This window comes from Rheinheimera oceanensis, from assembly GCF_018831085.1.
GTDB classification, from domain to species: Bacteria; Pseudomonadota; Gammaproteobacteria; order Enterobacterales; family Alteromonadaceae; genus Alishewanella; species Alishewanella oceanensis.
The window spans coordinates 86,867-112,587 of the sequence record NZ_JAGPNM010000007.1 but is presented as its reverse complement, the minus strand read 5'-3'; the positions used below and the strand labels follow the sequence as shown (position 1 = coordinate 112,587).

Below are 25,721 nucleotides of genomic sequence, written 5' to 3'. Positions count from 1 at the left end.
ATACCACCAATGAAATTACTGCAAAGCGGGCGCTATGCCATGTGGCAGCTGTTACTGCTGGCACTTGTGGTTCCGCTATTAATTGCTTTGGCATTGCTACCTGCCAGAGCATTACTGACCACCACAGATGTGGCCATGTTGCAACTATTATGGGTAACCTGGATTGCACAGCAGGCCGGGCAGCGCTGGGCCATTATTACCACCATTAACAGCGTGCTGCTGCTGGACTTTCTTTTTGTAGCACCCTACTACACCTTATATGTGCACCAGGTTGACTATCTGATCACCTTTATTGTGATGCTACTGCTGGGCATTTTTATTGGTCGTTTATCCGGCCGTTTGCGCGTAGAACTGGCACGGGCGAAAAAACATATGCGTCAACGCCAGTTGCTGGCCGGTAAAACACGCCAGGCCCGGATGCAGGCCGAGCTTGAACATAGCCGCGCCATGATGCTGCGCTCCATCTCGCATGATTTACGTACACCACTGGCTACCATTATGGGCGCCTCCAGCATGCTGGCCGATAAAGAACTGCAGCTTAGCGAAGCAGAAGTACATGAGCAAGCCAGCAATATATACCGCCAGAGCAGCCTGCTTAGCGAGCACTTTGACAAAGTCATGGAGCTAAGCCGGGTGCAGCAACCGCAAAGCACTATGCAGTTGGAATCGCTTGCCGTTACCGATGTAATATCAGCTGCTATCGCCAGACGCACCGCCTTACTGGCCACTCAGTCGTTTGATGTACAACTTAGCACAGCCGACTGCTTTGCCGACGCCACCTTACTGGAAATAGCCCTGGCTAATATGCTGGAAAACGCTGTAAAACACGGGGGGGCGCCGGTTAGCATTGGTTTTACCCGGCAAAATGGCCATTTTATGCTAAGCGTTTGCAATGCTGCCGCGCCTAAACGCAACGTACAGCGGGACAGCGGCACTGGCCTTGGCACAGCTATTTGCAAAGCCGTAATGCACTTACACAACGGCGACTTTAGTTTGCTGCACGATACAGAACAGGCCACGGTTACCGCTTTGCTGCGTTGGCCGCTAACCAGTAATAACGGAGTACAGCATGGCTGAAACTATACTGGTGCTGGAAGACGATCCGGCAATGCAGAGCTTTCTTGGCACCTTACTTAAAACCCAGCAGCATCAGGTGCATTGCTTTAGTGAAGGCATCGCCGCTTTACAGCATCTGGTGCAACAACCGGTAGATTTGATCCTGCTGGATTTAGGCCTGGCTGATATGGACGGTCAGCTGTGGCTGGCACAATTACGCAGTTGGTGTGACACGCCGGTAATAGTCATTTCTGCCCGCCACCGTGAGCAGGACAAAGTGCAGGCGCTGGATAACGGCGCTAACGACTATGTCACCAAACCCTTTAGTGCGGCAGAGCTACTGGCACGCATCCGGGCTAACTTACGCCATAATATGCCACAGCAGCAAGCATTTAGTTTTGGTGATGTCAGGCTGGACCCGGTGCTACGCCAGGTGAGCCGCGCCGGTGCTGAAGTACACCTGACCAAAACCGAATATGATATTTTGCTTTTGCTAATGCGCCACGCCGATAAAGTATTGACACACAACCAGATCCTGACTCAGGTATGGGGTAAAACCTATACCGACCGGCCGGAATATGTGCGCGTGCATATGGCACAGCTACGGCAGAAACTTGAAGACACCCCGGCCGCACCGGTATACCTGAAAACCGAGCCCGGCGTAGGTTACCGTTTAAAACGGTAAAAAAAAGCCCTGCAATGTGCAGGGCCTGGTTAACATTCAGTGTAGCTATTACAGAATAGCTAGCAGCTCTACATCAAATACCAGTGCACTGAATGGTGCGATAGCATTACCGGCACCGCGCTCGCCGTAGGCCAGGTTGTGCGGGATGTATAAACGCAATTTTGAGCCAGGTGACATCAGCTGCAATGCTTCAGTCCAGCCGGCGATAACACCTGATACCGGGAATTCTGCCGGTTCACCACGCTGATAAGAGCTGTCAAACACCGTGCCGTCAATTAAGGTACCGTGGTAATGTGTGCGTACCGTTGAATTACGGGTGGGTTTTTCACCTTCAGCCGCTACCAGTACTTCGTACTGCAGGCCAGAAGCAGTTACGGTAACTTCGGCACGTTTAGCGTTTTCTGCCAGGAAAGCTTCACCGGCACCGGCTAATAATTCAGCTTTTTCAGCTTGTTCAGCTTGCATACGCTCACTGATCACACCAAAGGCCGCGCGAATTTGCTCGTCGCTTACTTCAGCGTCCTGTTCGGTATAAGCTGCGATAACACCAGCGGCAACGGCGTTAATATCTAAGCCGTCAAACGGGTTGTCGGCCAGTTGCTGGCCCATTTGTAAACCAATACCATAGCTGGCGTGCTGTTCAAGCGTTGTGTATTTATCTGACATGAGTTCCACTTATGCTAACGAAGCCAATGCTTCGGGTTAAAAAGTGCGCCTATGCTAACGCAAAAACGCATGAATGTCTTGCCGCCTCACTCGGCCAGTTGCTGTACCCGTAACCAGATAACATTAACATGCTGTTGATCTTGCTCGGTTAGTTCACCATTGCCTATAGCCTGTGTCAGAGTACTACTGACCTGGGTTATGACATCGGCAGCGGTAAAAGGCTCAGCCGCTACCTGTAAGGTGCCTACAGCTAAATCAAAATGCCCGCGCAGATAACCGGAGGCAAATAACTCGTCATCGGTAGCAACCGGCACTAAGGCATCAAACAATTCGGCGGCAGCGTCAATAAACTGCTCAGGTACTGATACTGCTGTCATATTAAAGTTCATCCTCGTACCCTAAACGGTACATTACGTAATCGTTATAGCCGGTTAATATATTGATTAAACCGGTAAGCTGCTGATCCAGCATAGCATCGCCGGTATCGGCCAGTAACGGCCTGCCCTCAAGCTGCTGCAATTTGGCTTTGCTGGCAATCAGTAGAATATTGTCCCGACCAATAGCGCGAACCACCGCCGGTGACAACTGCTGATTACCACGGCCAAACACATGGCCCTGGCCACCAATTAAGGTGATCACTAATTTACTCGGGTAGCCCTGCACCAGCTTAAGTAGCTGTGCTGCGCTAACATCTTTGGCAATAAGCTTACCGTTTTCTACCACATCTACACCAAGCAGGGTGTTATCCAGCCCAAGCTCAGCCATTACTGCCGCTACGGTAGAGCCTGAGCCCATCACATAGCGCACGTTGTCTTCCATTTGCGTGGTAACGTAAGCGGCCAAATCGGCCAGCACCAGCTCTTCAGACTCTCGCCCGCCCATTTTTACGCTTTGCACATAACGTAACTGCGCCGGTATACGCATTTCACCAAAACGCCGGGCTTTTACCACACCGTCGCGAAAAGCCTGTTCGTCTATATCCATTACCGGTGCTTCACTAAGTGATACCAGTTCACCGGCAATTAACTTTGCCACCAGCTTACCGGCAGCCTGAGGCGATATCGCATAAACACCGGAATGAATTTTCACCCCGGCCGGAATACCCAGAACAGTTGTTTGCTCACCTACTGCAGTGCAAATATTACGTGCGGTGCCATCGCCACCGGCAAACAGCAGTAAATCCACGCCCTTTTCGGCCAACAGCCTGGCAGAGTGTTCAGTATCTGCAGCTGTAGATGGTAACATTTGTGGCTGGTATACCAGTTGATAATTCAGTCCAAGCGCATCACACACACTCTGGCCCATCTCACCGGCTACAGTAAGCACGGTAAATTTATCCCGTAGTGGCAACAGCTCAGTTAACGCAGTGGTGGCACGGTTCATGGCCTGTGGGGTGGCTCCCAGTGCCAGAGCTTGCTCTGCCTGGCCGTCTGAGCCTTTTAAGCCCACACTCCCACCCAGACCAGCCAGCGGGTTAATGATCAGCCCAAGCCGAAACAGATTTGCCATACTGCAATATCCTTTAGCGCACCTTAAAAAATGGCGGCTATTGTAAAGCCTTGGCGCCAGCTTTGCTACCCGGCAAGGTTAACGCCAGCAGCGTTGCGGCCAGCGCCAGCAGCGCAGCAATGCTAAAGGTTAACGCCGCCCCTTTGCCGTTTTGCCAGATTAAGCCTGAGAAATAAGCGCCTATGGCACCACCGCCACCGAAAATCACACCGGCGTACAACGCCTGACCACGGCTGCGCAGTTTTTTCGGGAAAAACTGCTGGATAAACTGCATGGCACAGCTGTGGGCGATAGCAAAGCTACCGGCATGCAGCAACATACTAAAACACAGCAACCAGACGTTGTCGGCCACCGTTGCCAGCAAACTCCAGCGTAGCACCGTTAAGCCGTAGCATACACTCAACAGTACACGGTAACTACGGTTACGCATTAAGTTGCCGGCAAAGTAAAACGCTGCTATTTCGGCCGCCACCGCCAGGCCGATAAATAAGCCGGTTTGCGTACCGCTGTAGCCCAGATCGCGGCTGTACAGCGTAAAAAAACCATAAAAGGGGGCAAAGCTCATTTGCAGCAATAAAGCAGCCAGCATAAAACGCAGCAATACGCTGTTTTTAATTAATTTACTAAAACGCACAGGCTCGCTGCTAAGCTCGGCATTTACCGTCACTTTGGGCAGTAAAAATAAGCTGGTAAGCAGCAATACTAAAAACAGCAAGGCAGATAATGGCAAAAACTCACTGCCGTAGCGCTCAAACAGCCAGCCACCCAGCATTACCAGCACAATATAACCCACGCTGCCTGCGGTACGAATACGGCTGTAAGCGCGGGTATCGTCATTCACAAAGGCAAAAGTGGCCACTTCCAGTTGCGGTAAAATAGCTGTCCAGAAAAAACTAAACAGCGCAAAACCCAACAGCAAAGGCCAGAAACCATAATCGGCGAAACTGCTCAGCCAGCCAATAGCCGCTAACAAAGCACCAAGACGCATTACGGTTAACGGCTTACCGCTGCGCTCGGCGATCAGCGCCCATACTGTAGGGCCAACAATACGACTGGCAGTAACAATGGCCAGCAGCATGCCGATATCAGCCGAACTTAAACCGCGGCCATCAAGAAACAGGCCGAAATACGGCACAAAAATACCCAGCACACCAAAATAAGTGAAATAAGCCAGCACTAAGGCTGGCCGGGCAGAAATGCTAAGCATACGGCGGGCTAATCTCTGTTGTTGCGGGCAATGTCAGGCGTAGTTACCTGTACATGCATATTTTGCGCGCGGTGGCGCAGGTAGTGGTCCATCAGCACTATCGCCAGCATGGCTTCAGCAATAGGCACGGCACGAATACCGACACAAGGGTCATGCCGGCCTTTGGTGACAATATCTACCACTTCACCACGGGTATTAATGCTTTTACCCGGGATACTGATACTGGACGTAGGCTTAAGCGCCATACTAACCAGCAGATCCTGGCCGGACGAAATACCACCTAACACGCCACCGGCGTGGTTGGCGCTAAAGCCCTGCGGCGTTAATTCATCGCGGTGGGTAGAACCACGCTGCTCTACCACCGCAAAACCGTCGCCAATTTCTACCGCTTTTACTGCGTTAATGCTCATCATGGCGTGAGCAATATCAGCATCGAGCCGGTCAAACACCGGTTCGCCCCAGCCTACCGGCATATTGCTTGCCACTACGTTTACCCGGGCACCTACCGAGTCGCCGTCTTTTTTCAGTTGGCGCATGTATTCATCCAACGCGTCAAGCTTGGCAGGATCCGGGCAAAAAAACGGGTTGTTGTGTACTTCATCCCAGCTTACCAGTTCGGCTTTTACCGGGCCCAACTGAGCTAAATAGCCGCGAATTTCAATACCACATTGCTCTCGCAGATATTTTTTGGCAATAGCACCAGCCGCCACCCGTACTGCAGTTTCTCGCGCCGACGAGCGACCACCACCACGGTAATCGCGGATACCAAATTTATGCCAGTACGTGTAATCGGCATGGCCGGGGCGGAACTGCTCTTTAATCTCAGAGTAATCCTGCGAGCGTTGATCGGTATTTTCAATCAGCAGGCCAATGCTGGCACCGGTGGTGGTGTTTTCAAATACACCGGACAGAATTTTTACCGCATCTTCTTCACGCCGTGCCGTGGTATAGCGCGATGTGCCGGGTTTACGCCGGTCTAAATCCAGTTGTAAATCGTCGGCAGTTAATGCCATACCCGGCGGGCAGCCATCCACTATGCCGCCAATGGCCGGGCCATGGCTTTCACCAAAAGTCGTAACTTTAAACAATTGCCCTATGCTGTTACCGGCCATAGCTGTTCCTTAACATAATGTGTCTTTAAATAAATGCTGGCAGCGCTCAAGTTCGGCTTTAGTAATGGCAAATACACCTAAACCACCATGCTCAAACTCCAGCCAGTCAAATGCCACTTCAGGGTAATCCTGCTGTAATTGCACCATACTGTTACCCACTTCACATACCAGCACACCGCCGTCAGTTAAATGTGCAGCCGCTTCACGCAAAATACGCCGTGTCAGTGCCAGGCCGTCTTCACCGGAAGCTAAGCCCAATTCCGGCTCGTGGCGGTATTCGTCCGGTAAATCGGCCATATCGTCTGCATCGACATACGGCGGGTTGGTCACGATTAAATCATATTGCGCGCCAGCCAGAGCGCTGTAGCCATCCGATAATATCGGGAATACTCTGTGTTCCAGGCCATGGCTTTCAATGTTTAGCTGTGCCACTTCTAAGGCATCTTCACTGATATCCACCGCATCAACTTCAGCCTCGGCAAAAGCATAGGCGCAGGCTATAGCAATACAGCCCGATCCGGTGCATAAATCCAGGATATGCTTTGGTGTTTTAGCACCAAGCTGGCGGACAAACTTAGCGCCGATTAATTCAGCAATTGGTGAGCGCGGCACCAGCACACGTTCATCTACATAAAACGGTAAACCGGCAAAATAGGCCTGATGCGTTAAATAAGCCGCCGGCAAGCGCTGTTCTATACGTTGTTTTAACAGGCTGATAAAACTCTGGCGCTCAATGCGGGTAAGGCGCACCGAAAACAGCTTTTCATCTGTCATTGGCGGCAAAAACAGTACATGTGTTAGCAGTGCTGCGGCTTCATCCCAGGGGTTATCAGTGCCATGGCCCAGATAAACCTGCGCCTGGTTTAATTTACTAACGGCAAAACGCAGCCAGTCGTGCACAGTAACCAGTTCAGCGAGGGCATCGCTTATTAGCTCGGAGGTAAACAGAATTTCGCCAGTATCGGACATGATGGATTTAAGCTCTTTTTGTAATAACCGGTCAGTTTGAGTAGACTTGCGCGATGCAAAAGAAAGCTATTGTAACATCAACCGGCATTAGTGCCGAGGACAGCCAGCTGTTTCGCGAGTCGATAACAGGCGCTCGGCCTATTGCGCAGGACAAGATACCGCCAGTTGCCGCCCCTCGCAAGAAAAAAAGACGTACAGACGTCTTAAGCAAACAGCTTGATGAAAATTTGTTCTGGTTCTCAGATGAGTTTGAAGGTTATATCGCCGACGGTACCAACCTGAGCTGGATACAAAGCGGTGATGATCCGCATTTAACCGGGCGTTTGCGCCGTGGTGAGTTTCAGCCCCAGGTGGTGCTGGATTTACACGGCATGACAACACAACAGGCAAAAACGGAACTGGCCGGCCTGTTGGCATACTGCGAAAAACAGCAATTTAACTGTGCCTGCGTAGTGCATGGCAAAGGCTTGGGTATCTTGGCAAAAAAAGTGCCTAACTGGCTGATACAGCACCCGAATGTACGTGCATTTCATACCGCACCGAAAAGCTGGGGCAAGCATGGCGCACTGATACTGTTACTGAAAATAGCCAGCTAAATTCAGAAACTCAGCAGCGCCAGCTCCTGTGGTGCCAACCGCTCTAACAAACGCCCGCCCCGCCCCGGCTGATAATCTATACAGGCCAGTTGCGCCGGGCTGAATATGGGCGCCTGATCGGGTATAGTAAAAGCCTCTACCAAAAAACTGACCAGTGGCATATGTGACACCAGCAACACTCGGGCATCGGGCTTTTCACTGATACGAACATCAAAATAGGCTTTAAATAGTGCGGCATCACCATCCGGCACCAGTTGCGGCACAATCTCCAGTTGGCTAAACGGCGCCTGCTTGGCTAACATTAGCTCTGCCGTCTGACGGGTTCGCAAATAGGGGCTTGCCCAAACCCAGTCAAAGGCGGCATAGTGGTGCTGTAACCATAATGCCATCTGGCTAACCTCATGCTGACCTCTGGCGTTTAGCTGCCGCAGGCTATCTTCCGATGATAGCGGCTCTGCTTCACCATGACGCATGATAACGAGATTTACCATTGCTTAAGTACCATACTGCTGTTTGAGTCCTGTTAAATCCCGGCAGATAACAATACGCCGGGTAAAAATTGTGCGCTATGATAATGAAAGTTGTCGTCCAGAGTAACTGCTAATAACGCATAACATCTAGGCTGTTTATTACTTATCGCTATGATAAAGCCGTTCAGAACCACACCAGTGCCGCCAGAAAAGGGATAACTTTTGAAAAATAGTCAGATATTGCAAAGCCCTAACGACAGCCGCAGCTATGAAAGCCTGCAGCTGAGCAATGGCTTAACAGTATTACTGGTACATCAGGCTGACAGTGAAAAAAGTGCTGCTGCGCTTACAGTAAATGTTGGCCACTTTGATGATCCACTGCCGCGCGAAGGGCTGGCGCACTTTCTGGAACATATGTTATTTCTTGGCTCTGCACGCTACCCTGTAGCTGGCGACTACCAGCAGTTTATCAGCCATCATGGCGGCAGCCATAACGCCTGGACAGGCACCGAACACAGCAGTTTTTTCTTTGATATTGATACTGCATTTTTTGCCGAAGGGCTGGATCGTTTCGCCGATATGTTCTGCCAGCCACTGTTTAGCAATGAATATGTCGAAAAAGAACGCCACGCTATTGAAGCCGAGTTTTCGCTGAAGTTAAAAGACGATGGCCGGCGCATTTATCAGGTACATAAAGAAACCATTAATCCGGCACATCCGTTTGCTAAGTTTTCTGTCGGTAATCTAAGCACTCTGGCCGACACCGCCGAGAGCAGCCTGCAGCAGGCACTGCAGGATTTCTTTACCGCACAATACAGCGCCAGCCGCATGACACTTACGCTGGTATCCCCGTTAACCTTAGCAGAGCAAAAACAGTTGGTATTGCAGCATTTCAGTGCATTACCCGCCCATTTACCGAAAAAAGCCGCCCTGACAGTGCCACTGTATTTAGCCGAACATCAGGCAATACAACTTAATATTCAGCCGCACCGCGACACACAAAAATTAGTGGCAAGTTTTGCCATGCCGGATATTCAGCCCTGGTATAAACATAAAATTATCAGCTTTATTGCCCATTTACTGGGTGACGAAGGCCAGGGCTCATTACTCAGTTACCTCAAGCAACTGGGCCTGGTTAACCAGCTAAGCGCAGGCGGCGGTATAGATGGCAGTAACTACAAAGATTTTACCATCGCCTTTGAGCTTACTGATGCCGGCCTTAACGGCCGCGACACTATTTTACAGGCGCTGTTCAGTGCATTGGCAGAGCTAAAACGCCAGCCGTTGCCCACAGGTTTATTTGCCGAACGGCAAAAATTGCTGCACTGGAGTTATTTGTATCAGGAGCCCTCAACCGCGCAACAAACCGCTAATCATTTATCGGTCAGTATGCAGCACTACCCGATGGAAGATGTCATATTTGGTGATTACCGCATGGAGCTGCCAACCGATACGTTGTATCAGCAGGTATTAGGTTATTTTAGCAGCAACAATATGCGGCTGATGTTTATAGCACCGGGAGTTCCTACCACGCATGAAGCACGCTGGTACCAAACGCCTTACAGTGTAGAGCCACTAAGCGCAGCCTTACTGCACCGGCTGGATAACTGCCAGCCTGACAGCGCCATTACCCTGCCTGCGGCCAACCCTTATTTAGCCGGTGATATCAGCCTGCTTGAGCAAAGTGCACATATGGCACTACCCGAAGCGATATACCAGCAACAGGCACTTAGCGTCTGGTATAAAGCCGATACTGATTTTCACACTCCCAAAGGCCACATTTTTGTTCAGCTTAGCCTGCCACACAGTATTGACAACTGCACGCATATGGCCGCAACCCGGCTTTGGGTTGAACTGTTTCTGGATAATATTAACCAGCAGTTTTATGCCGCCACTACCATCGGCCTGGTATACCATCTGCACGTACAACGCCAGGGGATCAGTATTCACACCAGCGGCCTGGCCAGCAACCAGATTTTGCTGCTGCAAGAGCTGTTAAAACAAATGCCAACGCAGCAATTTGATGAAAACCGCTTTGCCGAACTAAAACGCCAATTGGGGCGACATTGGCGCAACAGCAGCAAAAACAAGCCGGTTTCGCGCTTATTCAGCCAATTATCGGCCATTTTGCAGCCACTGAACCCTGAAATTGAACAACTGGCCGATGCATTAGAAACGCTGAGCTTTAGCGACTTTTTGCAATTTGACCGCAACTTGCTGCAACAGGTGCATATTGAAAGTTTATTGCTGGGCAACTGGTCTGCCAGCCAGGCCACACAACTGACCGACGTATTACACAGCTGGCAAACCCAGCTAGCCAGCACCGGCGTGCGGCTAAACAACCCGGCTTTTGCATTGCAAGGTCAGGGGCCGGTGTGGCTGCAACTGGATGTAGAGCACAATGACCATGCTCTGGTGATTTATTTACCGGCGCAGCAGGCTACGCCAGAACAAATGGCGCTGTTTATGCTGGCAAACCATCTGTTGTCTCCTGAGTATTTCCATCAACTGCGCACAGAGCAGCAATTAGGTTATCTGGTAGGTACCGGTTATGTTCCTATTAACACCTTGCCCGGCATTGCTTTTTATGTGCAATCGCCTAACACCAACTGCGAACAGCTGTACGAAGCCACCATCATGTTTTTCCGTGCTTTTCTGGCCGACACTGAAATGATGTCAGCAAACGATTTTGCCGAAATAAAACAAGGCTTACTGGCGCAACTACATGAACGGGACAACAGCCTGGGTGCCAGAGCCAAACGATACTGGCTGGCCCTGGGCCAGCAAGATCACAGTTTTGCTTTAAATAACCATATTGCCAGCGCACTGGATACGCTGAGCCTTAGCAACTTTATTGCCTTTTTACAGCAGCTGTTACTGCCCGATTATGACGCGATTTTTCTGGCAACCGATGGCAAACCAAGCCACAGCCATTTGCAGTTCAGTACTGTAGCCGCCCTGAAACAACGGCTGGTGCAAAAACAAATTGCTTTTGACAGTGCCGGTAAAGTTATATAACGTAAGCATTCATATTGCTGACTAGCCATCATAAGTGTTAGTAAAACTAAAAAAAATTATAAATATCAGCGCATTGCTTATTTGCTTTTTGCCCTTTAGCCTGCACGCAGCGGGCTGGACCAGTTTGCAACCCTATGTGCTGAGCGCAGTTTTGCTGTGCTCTTTCGGTGCTTTAATTCTGGCACATGTCAGCATTTTAAAAATGCGCCGTTATCAGGCAAAACTTGAAAGCAGTGAAGAACGGCTGCGGTTATCGCTGTGGGGTAGCGGCGATGAACTGTGGGACTGGAATATCAGCAGTGGCGAGCTGTATCGCTCCAGTTCCTGGCTGCACCCGGTAGAGTTACAGCCTAACAGCAGCGATATACCACCGAATAAGCAACAAATTCATCCGCAGGATATTGACCGCGTTTGCCAGCAATTACAGCTGCACCTGGAAGGTAAAACCAGCCATTTTGAAGCTACCTACCGGCTTAAAACTGCCGATCAGCAATGGACCTGGGTACTGGACCGCGGTAAAGCTGTAGAGTTTAGCAAAAGTGGCAAACCCAGCCGCATGACAGGTACCCTGAAAAACATTCACCAGTTAAAACAAACTGAAGAGCAACTGCAATTATTTGCCCGCTGCCTGCAAACTATTTCTGATGCGGTAGTGATTTGCGATACCGATTTTAACATTATTGAGGTTAACCCGGCCTTTAGCAAAATTACCGGCAAATCCCGCGAACTGATGCTAAACCGCCGCTTTGAACTGACAATGTACCCCAGCCGTTTTATGCATGATATCCGCCACACCTTGCATCAGCATGGCAGTTGGAGTGGTGAAATCCGTGAGCAGCGCCTTAATGCAGAGGTGTACCAGGCCGAACTGACATTCGATTTAATTAAAGATGATCTGGGTATGGTCAGCCAGTATGTTGCGGTATTTTCAGATATCACCGAACGAAAACTACGTGAAGCCGAGTTAAGCCGTCTGGCCAGCAGTGACACCCTGACCGGCCTGCCAAACCGGGCAGTATTCTTACAAAAACTGGCACAGCTGGTAAGTGAAAAAACCGAGCATGCTTTACTGGTATTTGATTTAGATAATTTTAAAAAAATTAACGACTCTCTCGGCCATGAGCTCGGCGACAACCTGCTGTGTAAACTGGCCGATCGCTTAAGTAACTATAAGCGCTATCAGAATTGCCTCTACCGGCTGGGCGGCGATGAGTTTGCTATGCTACTGGATCACACTAATGATCTGCATTTTATTACCTCACTGGCAAAAGAGCTGCTGGCACTAATCAACCAGCCGATACTGGTTAATCAGCACGAGCTGGCTATTACCAGCAGTATTGGCATAGTGTTATTTCCTGATGATGGCAGCGATCCGCAGGCATTACTGCGTAATGCTGATACGGCGATGTACCATGCTAAAAGCCAGGGCGCAAACCGCTACCTGTTTTTTAATGACTCCATGAACAAACTGGCTGTAAAGCGGCTGCAGGTAGAAAACCTTATTCGCCACGGCCTGAAAGAAAGCTATTTCAGTGTTTATTATCAGCCCAAAATGGATATCGCTACCGGGCAGCTAACCGGGATGGAGGCGCTGGTACGTTTTATTACCCCTAAGGGGGGGTTAATAAGCCCGGCCAGCTTTATTCCGGTAGCAGAAGAAACCGGCCAGATTATAGAAATTGGTGAGGTAGTATTACGCCAGGCCTGTAAAGATGTAAAACGCTGGATTGATCAGGATTTATTTCAGGGCCGGGTTGCGGTTAACTTATCTTCACGCCAGTTCAGCCTGCCATTTTTATGTGAGCAGATAGACGATATTCTGCAGGAAACCGAACTCCCCTCTTATCATCTGGAACTGGAAATTACCGAAGGCACGGTAATGCAATCGCCACCGCAGGCGATTGACACCATGAAAAAGCTACGCGCCCGTGGTATACATCTGGCCATGGATGACTTTGGCACCGGCTATTCTTCACTGGCGTACTTAAAGCAATTTCCACTTAATACGCTGAAAATAGACAAAGCCTTTGTTGACGATATGAACACCGCACGCGGCCGTAATATGGTCGACACCATAGTAACCATTGCACACAACCTTAGCCTGACGGTAGTAGCCGAAGGTGTTGAACAGGCAGAACAACTTGAGATGTTGCGTAAACTGCGCTGCGAAGTGATCCAGGGCTACTACTACAGCAAGCCGTTATCAGCTGATGACTTTGCTGAATTTCTACGCCTGCATAAAAAACAGCACAACAAACCGGTTGCGGTGCCTGCGCTTAGCTAAGCTTATGCTCAAACCGCAGCTACAAAAAAGCCCCAATCACGGGGCTTTAAGTTAGTCTGAGTCGGTCTCGACATAAGAAAAATCGTCACTGCCATCGGCAATACGCTTTTTACCAAACACAGTATGAAACTTACGCTTTTCTGCCAGGCGCTGTTTGTATTTCAGCCAGGTTTTCTCAAACGCCGTGGTGGCGGGTTCTTCCCCTTTACACACCAATAGAAAGCGTTTTTCCTCATCATTCACCGGTGCGCGGTTTCCCTGCTCCAGTTCCTGCATTGCCACCCCATGTTTCTCCAGCATATTACCTTCTGCCAGAGTAAAGCGCCCGGACCGCGTAAATCCTCTTGGGAAATTACGGTCATCGAAAAAGCGACGGTTAGCGACAAAACTTTGCTGCATCACTTTTTTCCTCTAATCTCGTTGAATATCAAGCCAGCCTGTTTAAACTGTGCGGAGTATGGTTAACAAAATTCCTGTCGTAAAACAAATATTTTTTATCGACACCATAAAAAAACTAAAGGATTCAATTTGGATACCGAACTGCTTAAAACCTTTATAGAAGTTCAGCGTACAAGGCATTTTGGTAAAGCTGCCGAAAATCTCTACCTGACCCAGTCTGCCGTTAGCTTTCGCATCCGTCAGTTGGAACAACAACTTGGCGTTAACCTGTTTAGCCGCTACCGTAATAATATTCAGCTTACCACCGCCGGAGAGCGCCTTTTACCACATGCTGAGGCCATGCTGACAGCATTGCAGCGGGCCAGACAAGACGTAGCGGTAAGTGCAGAACAAGCCTTGCAACTGTCTGTCGCCGCTACCGCTAATGTATGGGATGCGTTTTTATTACAGGGTTTTATTAACATCCAAAAAGCGTTGCCGGGTTTATCCTGGCGGGCAGAATCGATGGGTAAAGATCAGATAGCCCGACAAGTGCTGGAGCGCCATCTCGATCTGGCTATTTTGTTTGATGCGCCCAAAGTAGAAGAAATGCAGATAGATAAGCTCGGAGATATAAAGCTATTGCCCGTAACCACTCTTGCCAGCAATAACGCCAACCAGGCCATGCGCCAGCAATATATTCTGGTAGATTGGGGTACTGCTTTTGAGATCCAGCATGCACGTTTCTTCCCTGACTTACCGCCACCACAGTTACGTACCGGCAGTGCCCGTATTGCACTGGAGCTAATGCAGCAAAGCGGAGGTTCGGCCTATTTACCTGACACCATGGTAAGAAAATTGCTGGCAGATACCAGCTTACGTTTGATTGAAGATGCGCCGGTAATGACGCGGGAATTATTTGCCGTATCCTTGCCCAAAGCCGCCCAGCGCGGCCAGATCAGCGATATTATTGCGCAGTTGCGTACTTCTTTACACAGCACAGCTAAGTAAATGTTCAGGGCCGGAATAATACCGTATTGCGGCCACGCGCTTTATGAAGCAACAGGCGTTTATGACTGTTAAACAAGGGTAATAACAGGGGGCCGGTAAATAAAGCCGCCAGTGCCCATTTAAACGCCTTCATGCCACTGCGTAGCGCTGCAATATAAATACCGATGGCGCTAAGCAACCACACTACAGGTAACACTAACACGTAGATCCCCTAAAAATAGCAACAGGCCGGTTATTATACCGGCCTGTTGCTATCGCTGCTGTTAAGCTTTAGTTATAAAAGCGCTGTTGCTGCTCTGCCATCGTTACCAATAATGGTGCCGGTGAAAAACGGCTGCCAAACCGGCTTTCCAGATTACGCAGCTGTGTCACCAGGTTAGCGGCACCTAACTGATCGATATAACGGAATGGCCCCCCCAGAAACGGCGGAAAGCCAATACCGAAAATAGCACCTATATCACCATCCCGGGCTGAAGCGATAATGCCCTCATCAAGGCAACGCACGGCCTCATTTAGCATTTGCACCACACAGCGGCTACTGATTTCATCACTGTTCAGCCTCGGTGCCAGGGTCACACCCAGTACGTTGTACACGCTGTCATCCACCAGTTTTTTGCCTTTTTTGCCATTTTTGCCGTACAGGTAAAAGCCTTTTTCAGTTTTCTTACCTTTGCGGCCATCTGCCAATAACTTGTCAAAGGCAGCTGGCGCGGCAAAACGCTCACCAAGCTCAGAGGTTAGAATGGGCGAAATTTTGGCGCCAACGTCAATGCCCACTTCGTCAAGCAAGGTTACCGGCCCAACCGGGAAGCCAAATTTAACTAAGGCTTTATCTATTTTTTCTACCGGCTCACCTTCAAGCAGGATATTGGCTGCTTCGTTAATATACAGCGCCAGAATACGGTTAACGTAAAAACCTGCACCATCTTTTACCACTATTGGCGTTTTACCTTGCTTACGGGCAAAGGCTACCGTAGTAGCGATGGTTTGCGCCGAAGTCGCCTCATGCGCAATCACCTCTACCAGTGGCATTTTATCGACTGGTGAAAAATAGTGCAGACCAATCACATTTTCTGGCCGGGCCGCTTTCGCCGCAATCTGGCCTATTGGCAATGAGCTGGTGTTGCTGGCAAAAATAGTTTGCTCATTGCAATGCTGCTCAATATCAGCAACCATTTGCTGCTTTAAAGCTAAATCTTCAAATACCGCCTCTACCACGATGTCGGCATCATGAAAACCGCTGTAATTTGTGGTACCGGTAATTAACAGCAGTTGCTTTTGCATTTCAGCTTTGCTGATAAAACGGCGCTTGAGTTTTTTCTCCAGCAACGAGTAGCTGTATTTCAGCGCATTGCTGATCCCCTGCTCGTTAATATCTTTGATACGCACCGGTATACCGGCTTTAGTAGCAGTAACGTTAGCAATACCACCGCCCATTAAGCCGCCGCCCAGTACAGCAGCTTTGCGCACTTTATTGGGCTTAGTGTCACCGGCGCCGCTTTCTTTTTTCATCTGGGTGGTAGCAAAAAATAAGCTACGCAGTGCGGCCGATTCTTTGGTCATGCAAAGCTCACCAAAAGCTTTGGCTTCTGCGGCTAAACCGGCTTGCATACCGCTGTCGACACCGGTTTTTATCACATCAAGGATTTTCAGCGGTGCCGGATAATTACCCTGGGTTTTCTTCAGTGTTTGCTTGCGTGCCTGGCTAAATAAGATATTGCGGCCAAACGGAGTGCGCTCCAGCACTTTGCCAAGCAGGTTTAATTTCAGCTGCCCGCGCTGTGGTTTACCTTTAAGCGCACACTTAACGGCAGCTTCAAGTAAAATACTGTTTGCCACCACTTCATCCACCAAACCGGCTTTTTTGGCCTGTACTGCACGCAGTTGCTTGCCGGTTAAGATCATATCCAGTGCTTTTTGCAGGCCAACCAGGCGTGGCAGGCGCTGTGTACCGCCACTGCCGGGTAATAAACCCAGCTGCACTTCAGGCAGCCCCAACACCGTTTTACTGTCATTACTGGCAACTCTGGCATGGCAGGCCATGGCCAGCTCTAAACCACCTCCCAGACAAGGGCCATGAATCGCCGCCACTAACGGAATAGATAATTGCTCAAGCTGATCAAACATTTGCTGACCCATACGGCCAATAGCCTGTGCTTCTTCGGCAGTTTTACAGCCGTCCAGCATTGAAATATCCGCCCCGGCAATAAAGGAGTCAGGCTTGCCGCTGATAAACACCAGGCCTTTTAACTGGCTGTTGGCTTTTATCTGAGCCAACAGCGCAGATATTTCATCAGCAAAAGCGGCTTTTAATACATTCATTGACTCACCGGCGATATCCATCGTGATAACGCCAACCTGATCGTCGCGAATTTGCAGGCTAAAACTCGTTGTTGTTGTCATTATTCTGTCTCCACTATCATCGCCGCGCCCAAGCCACCTGCCGCACAGGCAGTTGTTAAGCCAATACCGCCACCACGGCGTTTTAATTCATTCAGAGTTTGCACGATTAAACGGGTGCCGGTTGCAGCAAACGGGTGGCCATAAGCCAGTGAGCCCCCCTGAACGTTAAATTTGGTCATATCAATATCACCGATGGCGCTTGAGCGCCCCAGCTTTTCTTCGGCAAATTTTTTACTGGCAAACATTTTCACGTTGGCCAGCGTTTGCGCCGCAAAAGCTTCATGCATTTCAATCAGCGTTAAATCATTTAAAGACATACCGGCACGGTCCAGCGCAATAGGCGTGGCATAGGATGGCCCCATCAGCATATCGTCATACACGTCAATGGCAGCAAAAGCATAACTGCGGATATATCCCAGTGGTGTATACCCCAGCGCCTTGGCACGGCTTTCTGTCATCATTAACACCGCAGATGCACCGTCGGTCAGCGGTGTGCTGGTAGCAGCCGTTACAGTACCGTGCACCCGGTCAAATACCGGTTTTAATTTGCTGTAAGATTCCAGCTTAGAATCCTGGCGGATATTGTTATCGATATCTAAAAAGCGCGAATAAGGCTCAACGTGTGCGGTCATTACTTCATCTTTCATCACGCCGCTTTGCCAGGCCTGGGCCGCTAAACTGTGCGAGCGGTGTGCCAGTGCATCCTGATCGGCCCGGCTGATATTATGGGTTTTTGCCATTTGCTCGGCGGTATCGCCCATTGATAAACCAGTACTGTATTCAGCTACCGCCGGCGGCACCGGCAGTAAATCTTTCAAACCTAAACGGCGGAAAATAGCCAGTTTCTGGCCGAAAGTACGCGCTTTGTTTAAATCTACCAGTGCCCGGGCCAGCTTTTTGCTGACACCAATGGGCAATACTGAACTGGAATCGGCCCCGCCTGCTAAACCAATTTGGGTAATACCGGCCATCATCGATTCAGCCACACTAACCACAGACTGAAAGCTGGTGGCACAGGCCCGGGTAACACTATACGCATCGGTGTGCACATTCATACCGGTACCCAGCACAATTTCGCGGGCAATATTCGGTGCCTCCGGCATTTGCACTACCTGACCATACACCACCTGCTCAACCAGTTTTGCCTCCAGCTCGCTTCTGATCAGCAACTCGTTTACCACCAGTTTGCCTAAGTCCAGTGCCGAAATACCATGAAATTCAGTAGCCTGCTTGGCAAACGGTGTACGCAGGCCACGGACGATAGCAATCCGGTCGCCCTGGCGGGTGGTAAGTTTAATTGGCGAGCTCATAGTGTTCCTCTTGTTATTAATATCACAGGTCTGACCTGTATTGTTAAGGTCGATTGTAACGACAGTCGCTGAAAATTAAAACACTTGTTTTAATGCAAACGGAACCATATTTAGGTTATAACGTCTTAGCCTAGCCCGTTTTTTCGGTAAATGGCGATAAAACAACCAATAAATCCAATTAATTAAGACAGATAACATTATGGTGAATGCGTTTTCAGGCTTAAAAGCCTATCTGGACAGCCAGGTACTGGGTCAATCTGAACTTACTGAAGGCATTTTGCTGGCGTTGCTGGCAAATGGCCATTTACTGGTAGAAGGCCCGCCAGGCCTGGCCAAAACCCGGGCCGTTAACGCTCTGGCACATGGTGTTGAAGGCCAGTTCCACCGCATTCAGTTTACACCGGATTTATTACCGGCCGATTTAACCGGTACCGACATTTACCGCCCCGAAACCGGCCAGTTTGAATTTCAAAGTGGCCCGCTGTTTCATCATATTATTCTGGCTGACGAAATAAACCGTGCCCCGGCCAAGGTGCAGTCTGCCTTGTTGGAAGCGATGGCAGAAAAACAGGTAACCGTTGGCCGTAAAACTTACCCGTTGCCAGAGCTGTTTCTGGTTATGGCGACACAAAACCCGCTGGAGCAGGAAGGTACCTACCCCCTGCCTGAAGCCCAGCTCGATCGCTTTTTGCTACATTTGAAAGTTGATTACCCGGATGCCGCTACTGAACTGGCAATACTGAAACTAACCCGCGGCGAGGCACTGTCTGGCGCGCAGGCTGCAGTGTCGCCCATCAGCCAGGCTGATATCTTTGCTGCGCGTAAAGCCATTTTACAACTGCATATGGCCGACAGCCTGGAGCATTATATAGTACAGCTGATTATGGCTACCCGTAACGCCAAGGCATACAGCGATAAACTGGCCAGTTGGATTGGTTATGGTGCCAGCCCCCGTGCCACTATTGCTGTAGAGCGCTGTGCCCGGGCCAAAGCCTGGCTGGCAGGTCGTGACTTTGTTACGCCAGATGATATTCAGGCCGTATTTCATAACGCCCTGCGCCACCGTTTAATTCTTACCTATGCCGCTGAAGCTGAAGGCATCACGACTGATGATGTACTAAGCGAAATTCTGCGTCTGGTGCCGTCGGCCTGATTATGAGCGTTCAGTTGTCTGCCCAGCAATGGCTGGCACAAAACGGCACTAACGGCACCATGCCAGGCCTGACAGAATTGCTGTGGTATCAGCGTTATACCAAGGTACTGAATTTAACCCCAGGTATGGCGATCCAAAGCAAACTGGCGGGTACTTATCTGGCTAAAAGTAAAGGCCGTGGCATGGAGTTTGACGAGGTACGGCATTACCAGAGCGGTGATGATGTGCGCACCATTGACTGGCGTGTTACTGCCCGTACCGGCAAAGTACATACTAAGCTGTTCCGCGAAGAAAAAGAGCGGCCGGTGTTTATTCTTACCGATCTTGGCAGTAGCATGCGCTTTGGCTCCAGCTTGCTGTTTAAGTCAGTACAGGCAACGCACTTAGCTGCGTTGATTGCCTGGCACGTTAAACAGCGTGGCGACAAACTCGGCGGTCTGGTATTTAGCCAGCAACAGCACGTTGAGCTGAAACCGCAAAGCCGCAGCCATGGTGTGTTGCGTTATTTTCATGCGTTAACAGAAGTGCACCAAAGCAGCAACGGTAACCGTGGTCTGAGTTTAAATGAAGCGCTCAGTCAGTTACGCCGTTTGGTGCGCCCCGGCAGCCTGGTTTATCTGTTGTCTGACTTTAACGATTTTAACGACGATGGCCTGCGTCATATTCGCGCCATTCGCCAGCACAATGAGATAACCTGCTGCCCGATCAGCGATCCGCTGGATTTAATGCTGCCGGTAAACAGCCATGGCATCGCAGCGGTAAGTGACGGCACTAGCACCGGTTATATCGAACTTGGCAGCAGCACACTAAAACAACGCTATGCCAGCCAACAACAAGATACCCGGCAGTTGTTACAGCAGCATATCAGTCAGCTTGGCTGTAAATGGTTGCCGGTTAGTGCTGCCGAGCCGGTACTAAGCCAATTAGAGAGAAAGTGGTATGGCTGATATACACTCGCCGTTAGACCAGCTTGCCGATATCAGTGAACCTGCGCTGCAGCAAAGCTTTGCGCTGGCGCCGCTCTGGTGGTTGCTGCTGATAGTAGTGCTTTCTGCTCTGACGTACTTGTTGCTACGGCTGTATAAACGCTGGCGTTATTTTGCCGCCAGGCGCCAGGCTTTACAGCTGCTGGAGAAAATATCAATTGAACCCGATGCAGCTGCACAAATTAATCAGCTGCTAAAACGGGTGCTACAGCATTACCAGCCGGCACACCCTGCACTGTCAATGCCGACACAACAATGGCAAAGCTGGCTGGCGCAGCAACACAGCAAGCCTTTACCGGATCTGTCCCGCCTGCTGTACCAGGCCGGTAGCGACAGCAGTGCTAACGAACAATTTTATCAGTTTGCCAAAGCCTGGCTTTGCAGCTACAGCGGCAAAGCGCAACCCAGCGTAATCAATAGCCAGGAGGCCGCCAATGCTTGATTTTGGCTATCCCTGGCTGGCATTACTGGCGCTGGCACCTTTATTATTGCGGTTAAAACGCCGGGCAGCCTCAGAGGCTACGTTAACCTTGCCCGCTCTGGCAAAACTGGCTTCATCTGATAAACAGGTTGATCGAAGTTGGCTAAATTTAAGCTCTGTACTGGCGCTGCTAATCTGGCTGTTACTGGTGTTATGCGCCACCCAGCCGCGCTGGCTGGGTGAGCCGGTATCTTTGCCACAACAAGGGCGCGATTTAATGCTGGCACTGGATTTATCCGGTTCAATGGAAATTGCTGATATGCAGCATCAGGGCCAGAGTATTAACCGGCTTGATGCAGTAAAACTGGTGGTCAGCGATTTTATCAAACGCCGTCAGGGTGACAGAATCGGTTTAATTTTATTTGCCGATGCGGCTTATCAGCAAACACCACTGACCTTTGATTTAGTTACCGTACAAAAAATGCTGGATGACAGTGTACTGCGCCTGGTTGGCACCCGCACGGCTATTGGTGAAGCCATCGGTTTAGCAGTAAAACGGCTCAATACTTATGAAAGCTCAAACAAAGTGCTTATTTTGCTAAGCGACGGTGCCAATACCGCCGGAAATATTCAACCGCTCGAAGCGCTGCAACTGGCCAAAGCCGCCGGGGTAAAAATTCATACTGTTGGCGTAGGTGCGGAACAAATGATGCAACAAAGCGTATTTGGCCGGCGCATGATTAACCCGTCGCAAGATCTGGACGAAGCCTTATTAACCCGGCTGGCCAGCGAAACCGGCGGCCGTTACTTCCGGGCCCGTGATCTAAATGAACTGAACCAGATTTACCAATTAATAGACCAACTGGAACCGATTGAACGCGACAGCGTAACCTACCGGCCACAACGCAGCCTGCTGCACTGGCCGCTGGCGCTGGCACTATTGCTGTCATTTGTGCTCGCTGCCCGCAATATATACTGGCGTGGAGTATTTAAACATGCTGGCTGATTTTCACTTTTTACGCCCTTTATGGTTACTCGCTGCCCTGCCGGTGCTGCTATTGGGTGCACTGCTATATTACTACCGCCGCGAACAAAGTCCCTGGCACAGCCTTATTGCACCGCATTTGCAACAAGTGTTGCTCGGCGGCCAGTTGCTGGTTAAAAAACAACCTCTGGCATTGCCACTACTAATGCTGTGCTGGCTTATTACGACAGTGGCACTGGCCGGCCCCAGCTGGCAAAAACTGCCGCAACCTGCTTTTGCGCTGAAAAAAGCTACTGTATTGGTGCTGGATATGTCGTTGTCGATGCGGGCAACCGATATGGCGCCAGACCGGCTGACCCAGCAACGCTTCGCCGCGCTGGATTTTGCCGGGCAGTTAAAAGAAGGCGAGCTGGCTCTGCTGAGTTTTGCCGGTGATGCCTTTGTTATTTCACCACTTACGCCGGATCACAATAATATCCGCTTACTGATCCCGGATTTAAAACCCGAAATTATGCCGGCGCAGGGCTCTAATTTACTGGCCGCGTTACAGCAGGCAGATAAACTGCTGCGCCAGGCCGGTTATATCAGAGGCGATGTGGTGGTTTTTGCTGATGGTTTTGACAATAACAGTTTACGGGACATTCAGGATTTGCTGAATAACTGGCCACACCGGCTGTCAATATTAGGTTTTGGTACGGAGGCCGGTGCGCCGGTTAAACTGGAAAACGGCGAACTGCTAAAAAGTGCTACCGGGGCAGTAGTAGTACCTAAACTGCCACAAGCCCAGCTAGCTGCACTGGCTAAACGCAGCGGCGGTGTTTATGCGCAGGCGACAGCCTCGGCTAACGCGCTGGATAGCCTGCTTAACTTACCGCCGCTTTCCGCACTGGACCAGGCTGATACAGCCAAACAAATTCAGGGCGACCAATGGCAGGACAATGCCATTTATCTGGTCTGGTTATTATTACCGCTGCTACTGTTGCAACGTAAATACAGCAGTCTGCTTAGCCTGGGGTTACTAATGATGTTGCCCTATCAGGCCGATGCAACAGAATGGCGCGACTTGTGGCAAACCAGACAACAACAGGCCATACAAGATTATGCCAATGGCGACTTTGCCTCAGCACAGCACAAGTTTAATGATCCTTTGTGGCAGGGCAACGCCGCCTATCGTAGTGGTGACTACGCCGCAGCGGAGCAGGCATTTCGTCAGGCAGCAGAGCAAACCCCGGGTACAGATGCCCTGCACAACCTGGGTAACAGCCTGGCTCAGCAGCAACGCTATAAAGAAGCGTTGGCGGCTTATCAGCAAGCTTTGCAGCTTAATAAAGACTTTACCCCGGCACAGCAAAATGCCGATTTGATGCAACAGTTGCTACAACAGCAGGAACAGCAAAAACAGCAACAAGAGCAGCAGGATCAACAGCAACAGGATGGTGAAAAACAACAGCAGCAAGACGCTGATGGCGAACCGCAAAGCGACGAAAATGCCGATAGTAAGGCGGATAACGAAGCCGACGCCGACAGTGAATCGCAGCAACAGCAAAGCGAGCAACAACAGCAAAATGCTGAACCAGAGCAGCAAGAACAAGCTGAGCCACAACAAATGCAGCCAGAACAAGATACCCAGGCTGATGAAGCTGAACAGCAACAAGCGGTGCACGAAGCCTGGCCTAATGCCACGCCTGAAGAGCAACAGCAACTGGATAATTTGCTGCGCAAAGTGCAGGACGACCCTGCCCTGCTGCTACGCAATAAAATGTATTTAGAGTATTTAAAACGCCAACAACAGCGTTTGCCCAAGGGAGTTGATGAACAATGGTAAAAGGTGTTCTGCTGGCAGCCGTGCTGCTGCTGAGTTTACCGTTACAGGCACTGACACAGCTTAGCGCCAGCGTTGATAAAAACCCGGCCTTGCGCGGTGAAGCCGTTACACTTGAAGTTACGGCTAATGCCCGTGTTGCAGCCGATGCCATTAATTTCAGAGTACTGGAGCAGGATTTTACGGTAATGGTACCATCGGTCAGTACCAGCACCCAGATCATTAACGGCCAGTCCAGCCAGAGTACCATCTGGAGAATTGTGCTGTTACCCAAAAAAGCCGGTAACTATACCATACCGGCTTTTACCCTACAGGGCCTTAGCACCAAACCTATCAGCTTAGAGGTGCTTAACGAAACGGCACAAACTAACAATAACAGCAATACCGAACTGTTCCTGCAGGCCAATATCGAACAGCAGCAACTGTACGTGCAACAGCTAAGTTATTATCAGGTAACAATTTATTTTAACGGCGATTTACAGCGTGGTTCATTATCAGAGCCACAGATGGATGGTGCCAGTGTTATGCAGGTTGGCCAGGATGCCGAAGGCACAGAGCTGGTTAATGGCATTCGCTACCGCACTATTACCCGCCGTTACGCAATTACACCGCAGCGCAGCGGCAGCTTTACTATTACTCCGCCAACGTTCAGCGGAGAAATGATTGACCGCGACAGCGCCCGCTATAACTATTTTGCCCGTACCAAAACAGTGGTGCAGCAAGCCGAACCGATAGATGTTGTGGTAAATGCCATTCCGGCTAATTTTCCCGGCAACTGGCTGGTAGCAGGCCTGGTAACTTTAACTGAAGAATGGAGCCCGGATATTACCGAGTTAAAACAAGGTGAGCCGGTGACGCGTATTATTACGTTATCTGCGGTAGACGTAGCAGAAAACCAGTTACCTGATTTAAAACAAGGTTTTCCTGAAGGCCTGCGGCTATACCAGGAGCAGCCCCAGGCTAAAAGTGCTGAACGTAATGGCCGTCTGGTGGCACAAAAGATTTATACCACCGCAGTTATTGCCAATACAGCAGGAAAACTCGAGCTACCGGAAGTGTCTTTAGCCTGGTGGAACAGCCAGACCAATAAACTTGAACATGCCCGCCTGCCAGCCCGCACATTAAGTGTTACAGCGGTTGCCGGCGCAGCAGAGCAAACCAGCACAATATCGCCAGCACTGAATATTGCCACCCCGCTAACCGCACCAGCCGGCAGCAGCGAAGCCTCACCATGGCAATGGAACTATACAAGCAGCGTATTGCTGGCAGTCTGGCTATTCACCCTGCTCGGCAGTTATGTGTTATGGCGCTTAAAAGCTCCTGCTAAGCCTGCCACGCAAACACACAGCCGGGTACGCTTTAACAGCTCTGAACTTAAACGCGCCTGTAAACAAGGTGATGCCACTGCAGCTAAAGCGGAGCTATTACGCTTTGCTCATCAGCAACTGGACAAACGTTGTCAGTCACTAACTGAAATAAGTGCTTATATTCAATCAGCAGAGCTTAAAAACCAGCTTATTAAACTCAATGCTGCACTGTATGGTAATAGCAACGCCTGGCAAGGTGAACACCTGTGGCAAGCCTGGCAGCAATATGATGCCGGCAGAAAGCAGGCCGGCACTTCAGACAAGCTGCAACCTCTTTATCCGCAATAGCAATTTACCGTTTAGCACACTTTAC

The 25,721-nt window shown here is 50.1% G+C and carries 23 protein-coding genes; 12 read left to right on the top strand and 11 right to left on the bottom strand.

Going from position 1 to position 25,721, the window contains the following annotated elements:
- Window positions 1-9 precede the first annotated feature (9 nt).
- Together J3B89_RS15440 and J3B89_RS15435 are read left to right on the top strand one after the other, a co-directional pair.
- On the top strand, window positions 10-1,077 hold the full coding sequence (locus J3B89_RS15440; protein ID WP_215398502.1) for a sensor histidine kinase: 1,068 nt from the start codon (window positions 10-12) through the stop codon (window positions 1,075-1,077).
- On the top strand, window positions 1,070-1,741 hold the full coding sequence (locus tag J3B89_RS15435; protein WP_215398501.1) for a response regulator transcription factor: 672 nt from the start codon (window positions 1,070-1,072) through the stop codon (window positions 1,739-1,741). Before J3B89_RS15440 ends, J3B89_RS15435 begins: the two co-directional genes overlap by 8 nt.
- Window positions 1,742-1,789: 48 nt before the next feature.
- Here J3B89_RS15435 and bamJ read toward each other — a convergent pair whose 3' ends face one another.
- The 6 genes from bamJ to prmB all read right to left on the bottom strand — a co-directional run bounded on the left by bamJ (window position 1,790) and on the right by prmB (window position 7,204).
- Window positions 1,790-2,407 (bottom strand): BamJ family beta-barrel-assembly machinery protein, encoded by a 618-nt coding sequence (bamJ, locus tag J3B89_RS15430; protein WP_215398500.1) that lies wholly within the window; start codon window positions 2,405-2,407, stop codon window positions 1,790-1,792.
- An 86-nt stretch (window positions 2,408-2,493) separates the two neighbouring features.
- Window positions 2,494-2,784, bottom strand: coding sequence for a YfcL family protein (locus J3B89_RS15425; RefSeq protein ID WP_215398499.1), 291 nt, complete (start codon window positions 2,782-2,784; stop codon window positions 2,494-2,496).
- 1 nt (window position 2,785) lies between these two features.
- Window positions 2,786-3,916, bottom strand: a complete 1,131-nt coding sequence (locus J3B89_RS15420; protein WP_215398498.1) for an ATP-NAD kinase family protein — start codon at window positions 3,914-3,916, stop codon at window positions 2,786-2,788.
- A gap of 37 nt (window positions 3,917-3,953) precedes the next feature.
- On the bottom strand, window positions 3,954-5,123 hold the full coding sequence (locus J3B89_RS15415) for an MFS transporter (RefSeq protein WP_215398497.1): 1,170 nt from the start codon (window positions 5,121-5,123) through the stop codon (window positions 3,954-3,956).
- Window positions 5,124-5,131: 8 nt separating this feature from the next.
- Complete coding sequence (aroC, locus tag J3B89_RS15410) at window positions 5,132-6,235, bottom strand: chorismate synthase (RefSeq protein WP_215398496.1); 1,104 nt, start codon at window positions 6,233-6,235, stop codon at window positions 5,132-5,134.
- Window positions 6,236-6,244: 9 nt separating this feature from the next.
- Complete coding sequence (gene prmB, locus J3B89_RS15405) at window positions 6,245-7,204, bottom strand: 50S ribosomal protein L3 N(5)-glutamine methyltransferase (RefSeq protein WP_215398495.1); 960 nt, start codon at window positions 7,202-7,204, stop codon at window positions 6,245-6,247.
- A gap of 53 nt (window positions 7,205-7,257) precedes the next feature.
- Between prmB and smrB the strand changes: the two genes are divergently transcribed.
- On the top strand, window positions 7,258-7,800 hold the full coding sequence (gene smrB, locus J3B89_RS15400) for an endonuclease SmrB (RefSeq protein WP_215398494.1): 543 nt from the start codon (window positions 7,258-7,260) through the stop codon (window positions 7,798-7,800).
- 2 nt (window positions 7,801-7,802) lie between these two features.
- On the opposite strand, the gene sixA is transcribed toward smrB, so the two are convergent.
- Window positions 7,803-8,291 (bottom strand): phosphohistidine phosphatase SixA, encoded by a 489-nt coding sequence (gene sixA / locus J3B89_RS15395; protein ID WP_215398493.1) that lies wholly within the window; start codon window positions 8,289-8,291, stop codon window positions 7,803-7,805.
- A 201-nt stretch (window positions 8,292-8,492) separates the two neighbouring features.
- Here sixA and J3B89_RS15390 point away from each other — a divergent pair, with 201 nt between their 5' ends.
- Together J3B89_RS15390 and J3B89_RS15385 are read left to right on the top strand one after the other, a co-directional pair.
- Window positions 8,493-11,288 (top strand): insulinase family protein, encoded by a 2,796-nt coding sequence (locus tag J3B89_RS15390; RefSeq protein WP_215398492.1) that lies wholly within the window; start codon window positions 8,493-8,495, stop codon window positions 11,286-11,288.
- Between the two features lie 124 nt (window positions 11,289-11,412).
- Window positions 11,413-13,572 (top strand): bifunctional diguanylate cyclase/phosphodiesterase, encoded by a 2,160-nt coding sequence (locus J3B89_RS15385; RefSeq protein WP_251372476.1) that lies wholly within the window; start codon window positions 11,413-11,415, stop codon window positions 13,570-13,572.
- A 51-nt stretch (window positions 13,573-13,623) separates the two neighbouring features.
- On the opposite strand, the gene J3B89_RS15380 is transcribed toward J3B89_RS15385, so the two are convergent.
- Entirely contained in the window at window positions 13,624-13,971 is a 348-nt protein-coding gene (locus tag J3B89_RS15380; protein WP_215398490.1) for a MaoP family protein, read from the bottom strand.
- 129 nt (window positions 13,972-14,100) lie between these two features.
- On the opposite strand from J3B89_RS15380, the gene hdfR reads away from it, so the two are divergent.
- On the top strand, window positions 14,101-14,961 hold the full coding sequence (gene hdfR / locus J3B89_RS15375; protein ID WP_215398489.1) for an HTH-type transcriptional regulator HdfR: 861 nt from the start codon (window positions 14,101-14,103) through the stop codon (window positions 14,959-14,961).
- Window positions 14,962-14,965: 4 nt separating this feature from the next.
- On the opposite strand, the gene J3B89_RS15370 is transcribed toward hdfR, so the two are convergent.
- From J3B89_RS15370 to fadI, 3 genes are all read right to left on the bottom strand, one after another.
- Window positions 14,966-15,163 (bottom strand): hypothetical protein, encoded by a 198-nt coding sequence (locus tag J3B89_RS15370; RefSeq protein ID WP_215398487.1) that lies wholly within the window; start codon window positions 15,161-15,163, stop codon window positions 14,966-14,968.
- Window positions 15,164-15,231: 68 nt separating this feature from the next.
- On the bottom strand, window positions 15,232-17,364 hold the full coding sequence (gene fadJ, locus J3B89_RS15365) for a fatty acid oxidation complex subunit alpha FadJ (protein ID WP_215398486.1): 2,133 nt from the start codon (window positions 17,362-17,364) through the stop codon (window positions 15,232-15,234).
- Complete coding sequence (gene fadI, locus J3B89_RS15360; RefSeq protein WP_215398485.1) at window positions 17,364-18,674, bottom strand: acetyl-CoA C-acyltransferase FadI; 1,311 nt, start codon at window positions 18,672-18,674, stop codon at window positions 17,364-17,366. The genes fadJ and fadI overlap by 1 nt, the downstream gene beginning before the upstream one ends.
- A gap of 199 nt (window positions 18,675-18,873) precedes the next feature.
- Here fadI and J3B89_RS15355 point away from each other — a divergent pair, with 199 nt between their 5' ends.
- Genes J3B89_RS15355 through J3B89_RS15330 form a run of 6 tightly spaced genes read left to right on the top strand, consistent with a single transcriptional unit; the run spans window position 18,874 to window position 25,696 of the window.
- On the top strand, window positions 18,874-19,827 hold the full coding sequence (locus J3B89_RS15355; protein WP_215398484.1) for an AAA family ATPase: 954 nt from the start codon (window positions 18,874-18,876) through the stop codon (window positions 19,825-19,827).
- A 2-nt stretch (window positions 19,828-19,829) separates the two neighbouring features.
- A complete protein-coding gene (locus tag J3B89_RS15350; RefSeq protein WP_215398483.1) occupies window positions 19,830-20,774 on the top strand; it encodes a DUF58 domain-containing protein in 945 nt (314 codons plus the stop codon).
- Window positions 20,767-21,255 (top strand): DUF4381 domain-containing protein, encoded by a 489-nt coding sequence (locus J3B89_RS15345; protein WP_215398482.1) that lies wholly within the window; start codon window positions 20,767-20,769, stop codon window positions 21,253-21,255. Before J3B89_RS15350 ends, J3B89_RS15345 begins: the two co-directional genes overlap by 8 nt.
- Window positions 21,248-22,240 carry a vWA domain-containing protein gene (locus J3B89_RS15340; protein WP_215398481.1) on the top strand — a complete coding sequence of 331 codons (993 nt, stop codon included), beginning with the start codon at window positions 21,248-21,250 and terminating at the stop codon, window positions 22,238-22,240. The genes J3B89_RS15345 and J3B89_RS15340 overlap by 8 nt, the downstream gene beginning before the upstream one ends.
- Window positions 22,230-24,044, top strand: coding sequence for a VWA domain-containing protein (locus J3B89_RS15335; protein ID WP_215398480.1), 1,815 nt, complete (start codon window positions 22,230-22,232; stop codon window positions 24,042-24,044). The genes J3B89_RS15340 and J3B89_RS15335 overlap by 11 nt, the downstream gene beginning before the upstream one ends.
- Window positions 24,038-25,696 (top strand): BatD family protein, encoded by a 1,659-nt coding sequence (locus J3B89_RS15330; protein WP_215398479.1) that lies wholly within the window; start codon window positions 24,038-24,040, stop codon window positions 25,694-25,696. The genes J3B89_RS15335 and J3B89_RS15330 overlap by 7 nt, the downstream gene beginning before the upstream one ends.
- Window positions 25,697-25,721 lie beyond the last annotated feature (25 nt).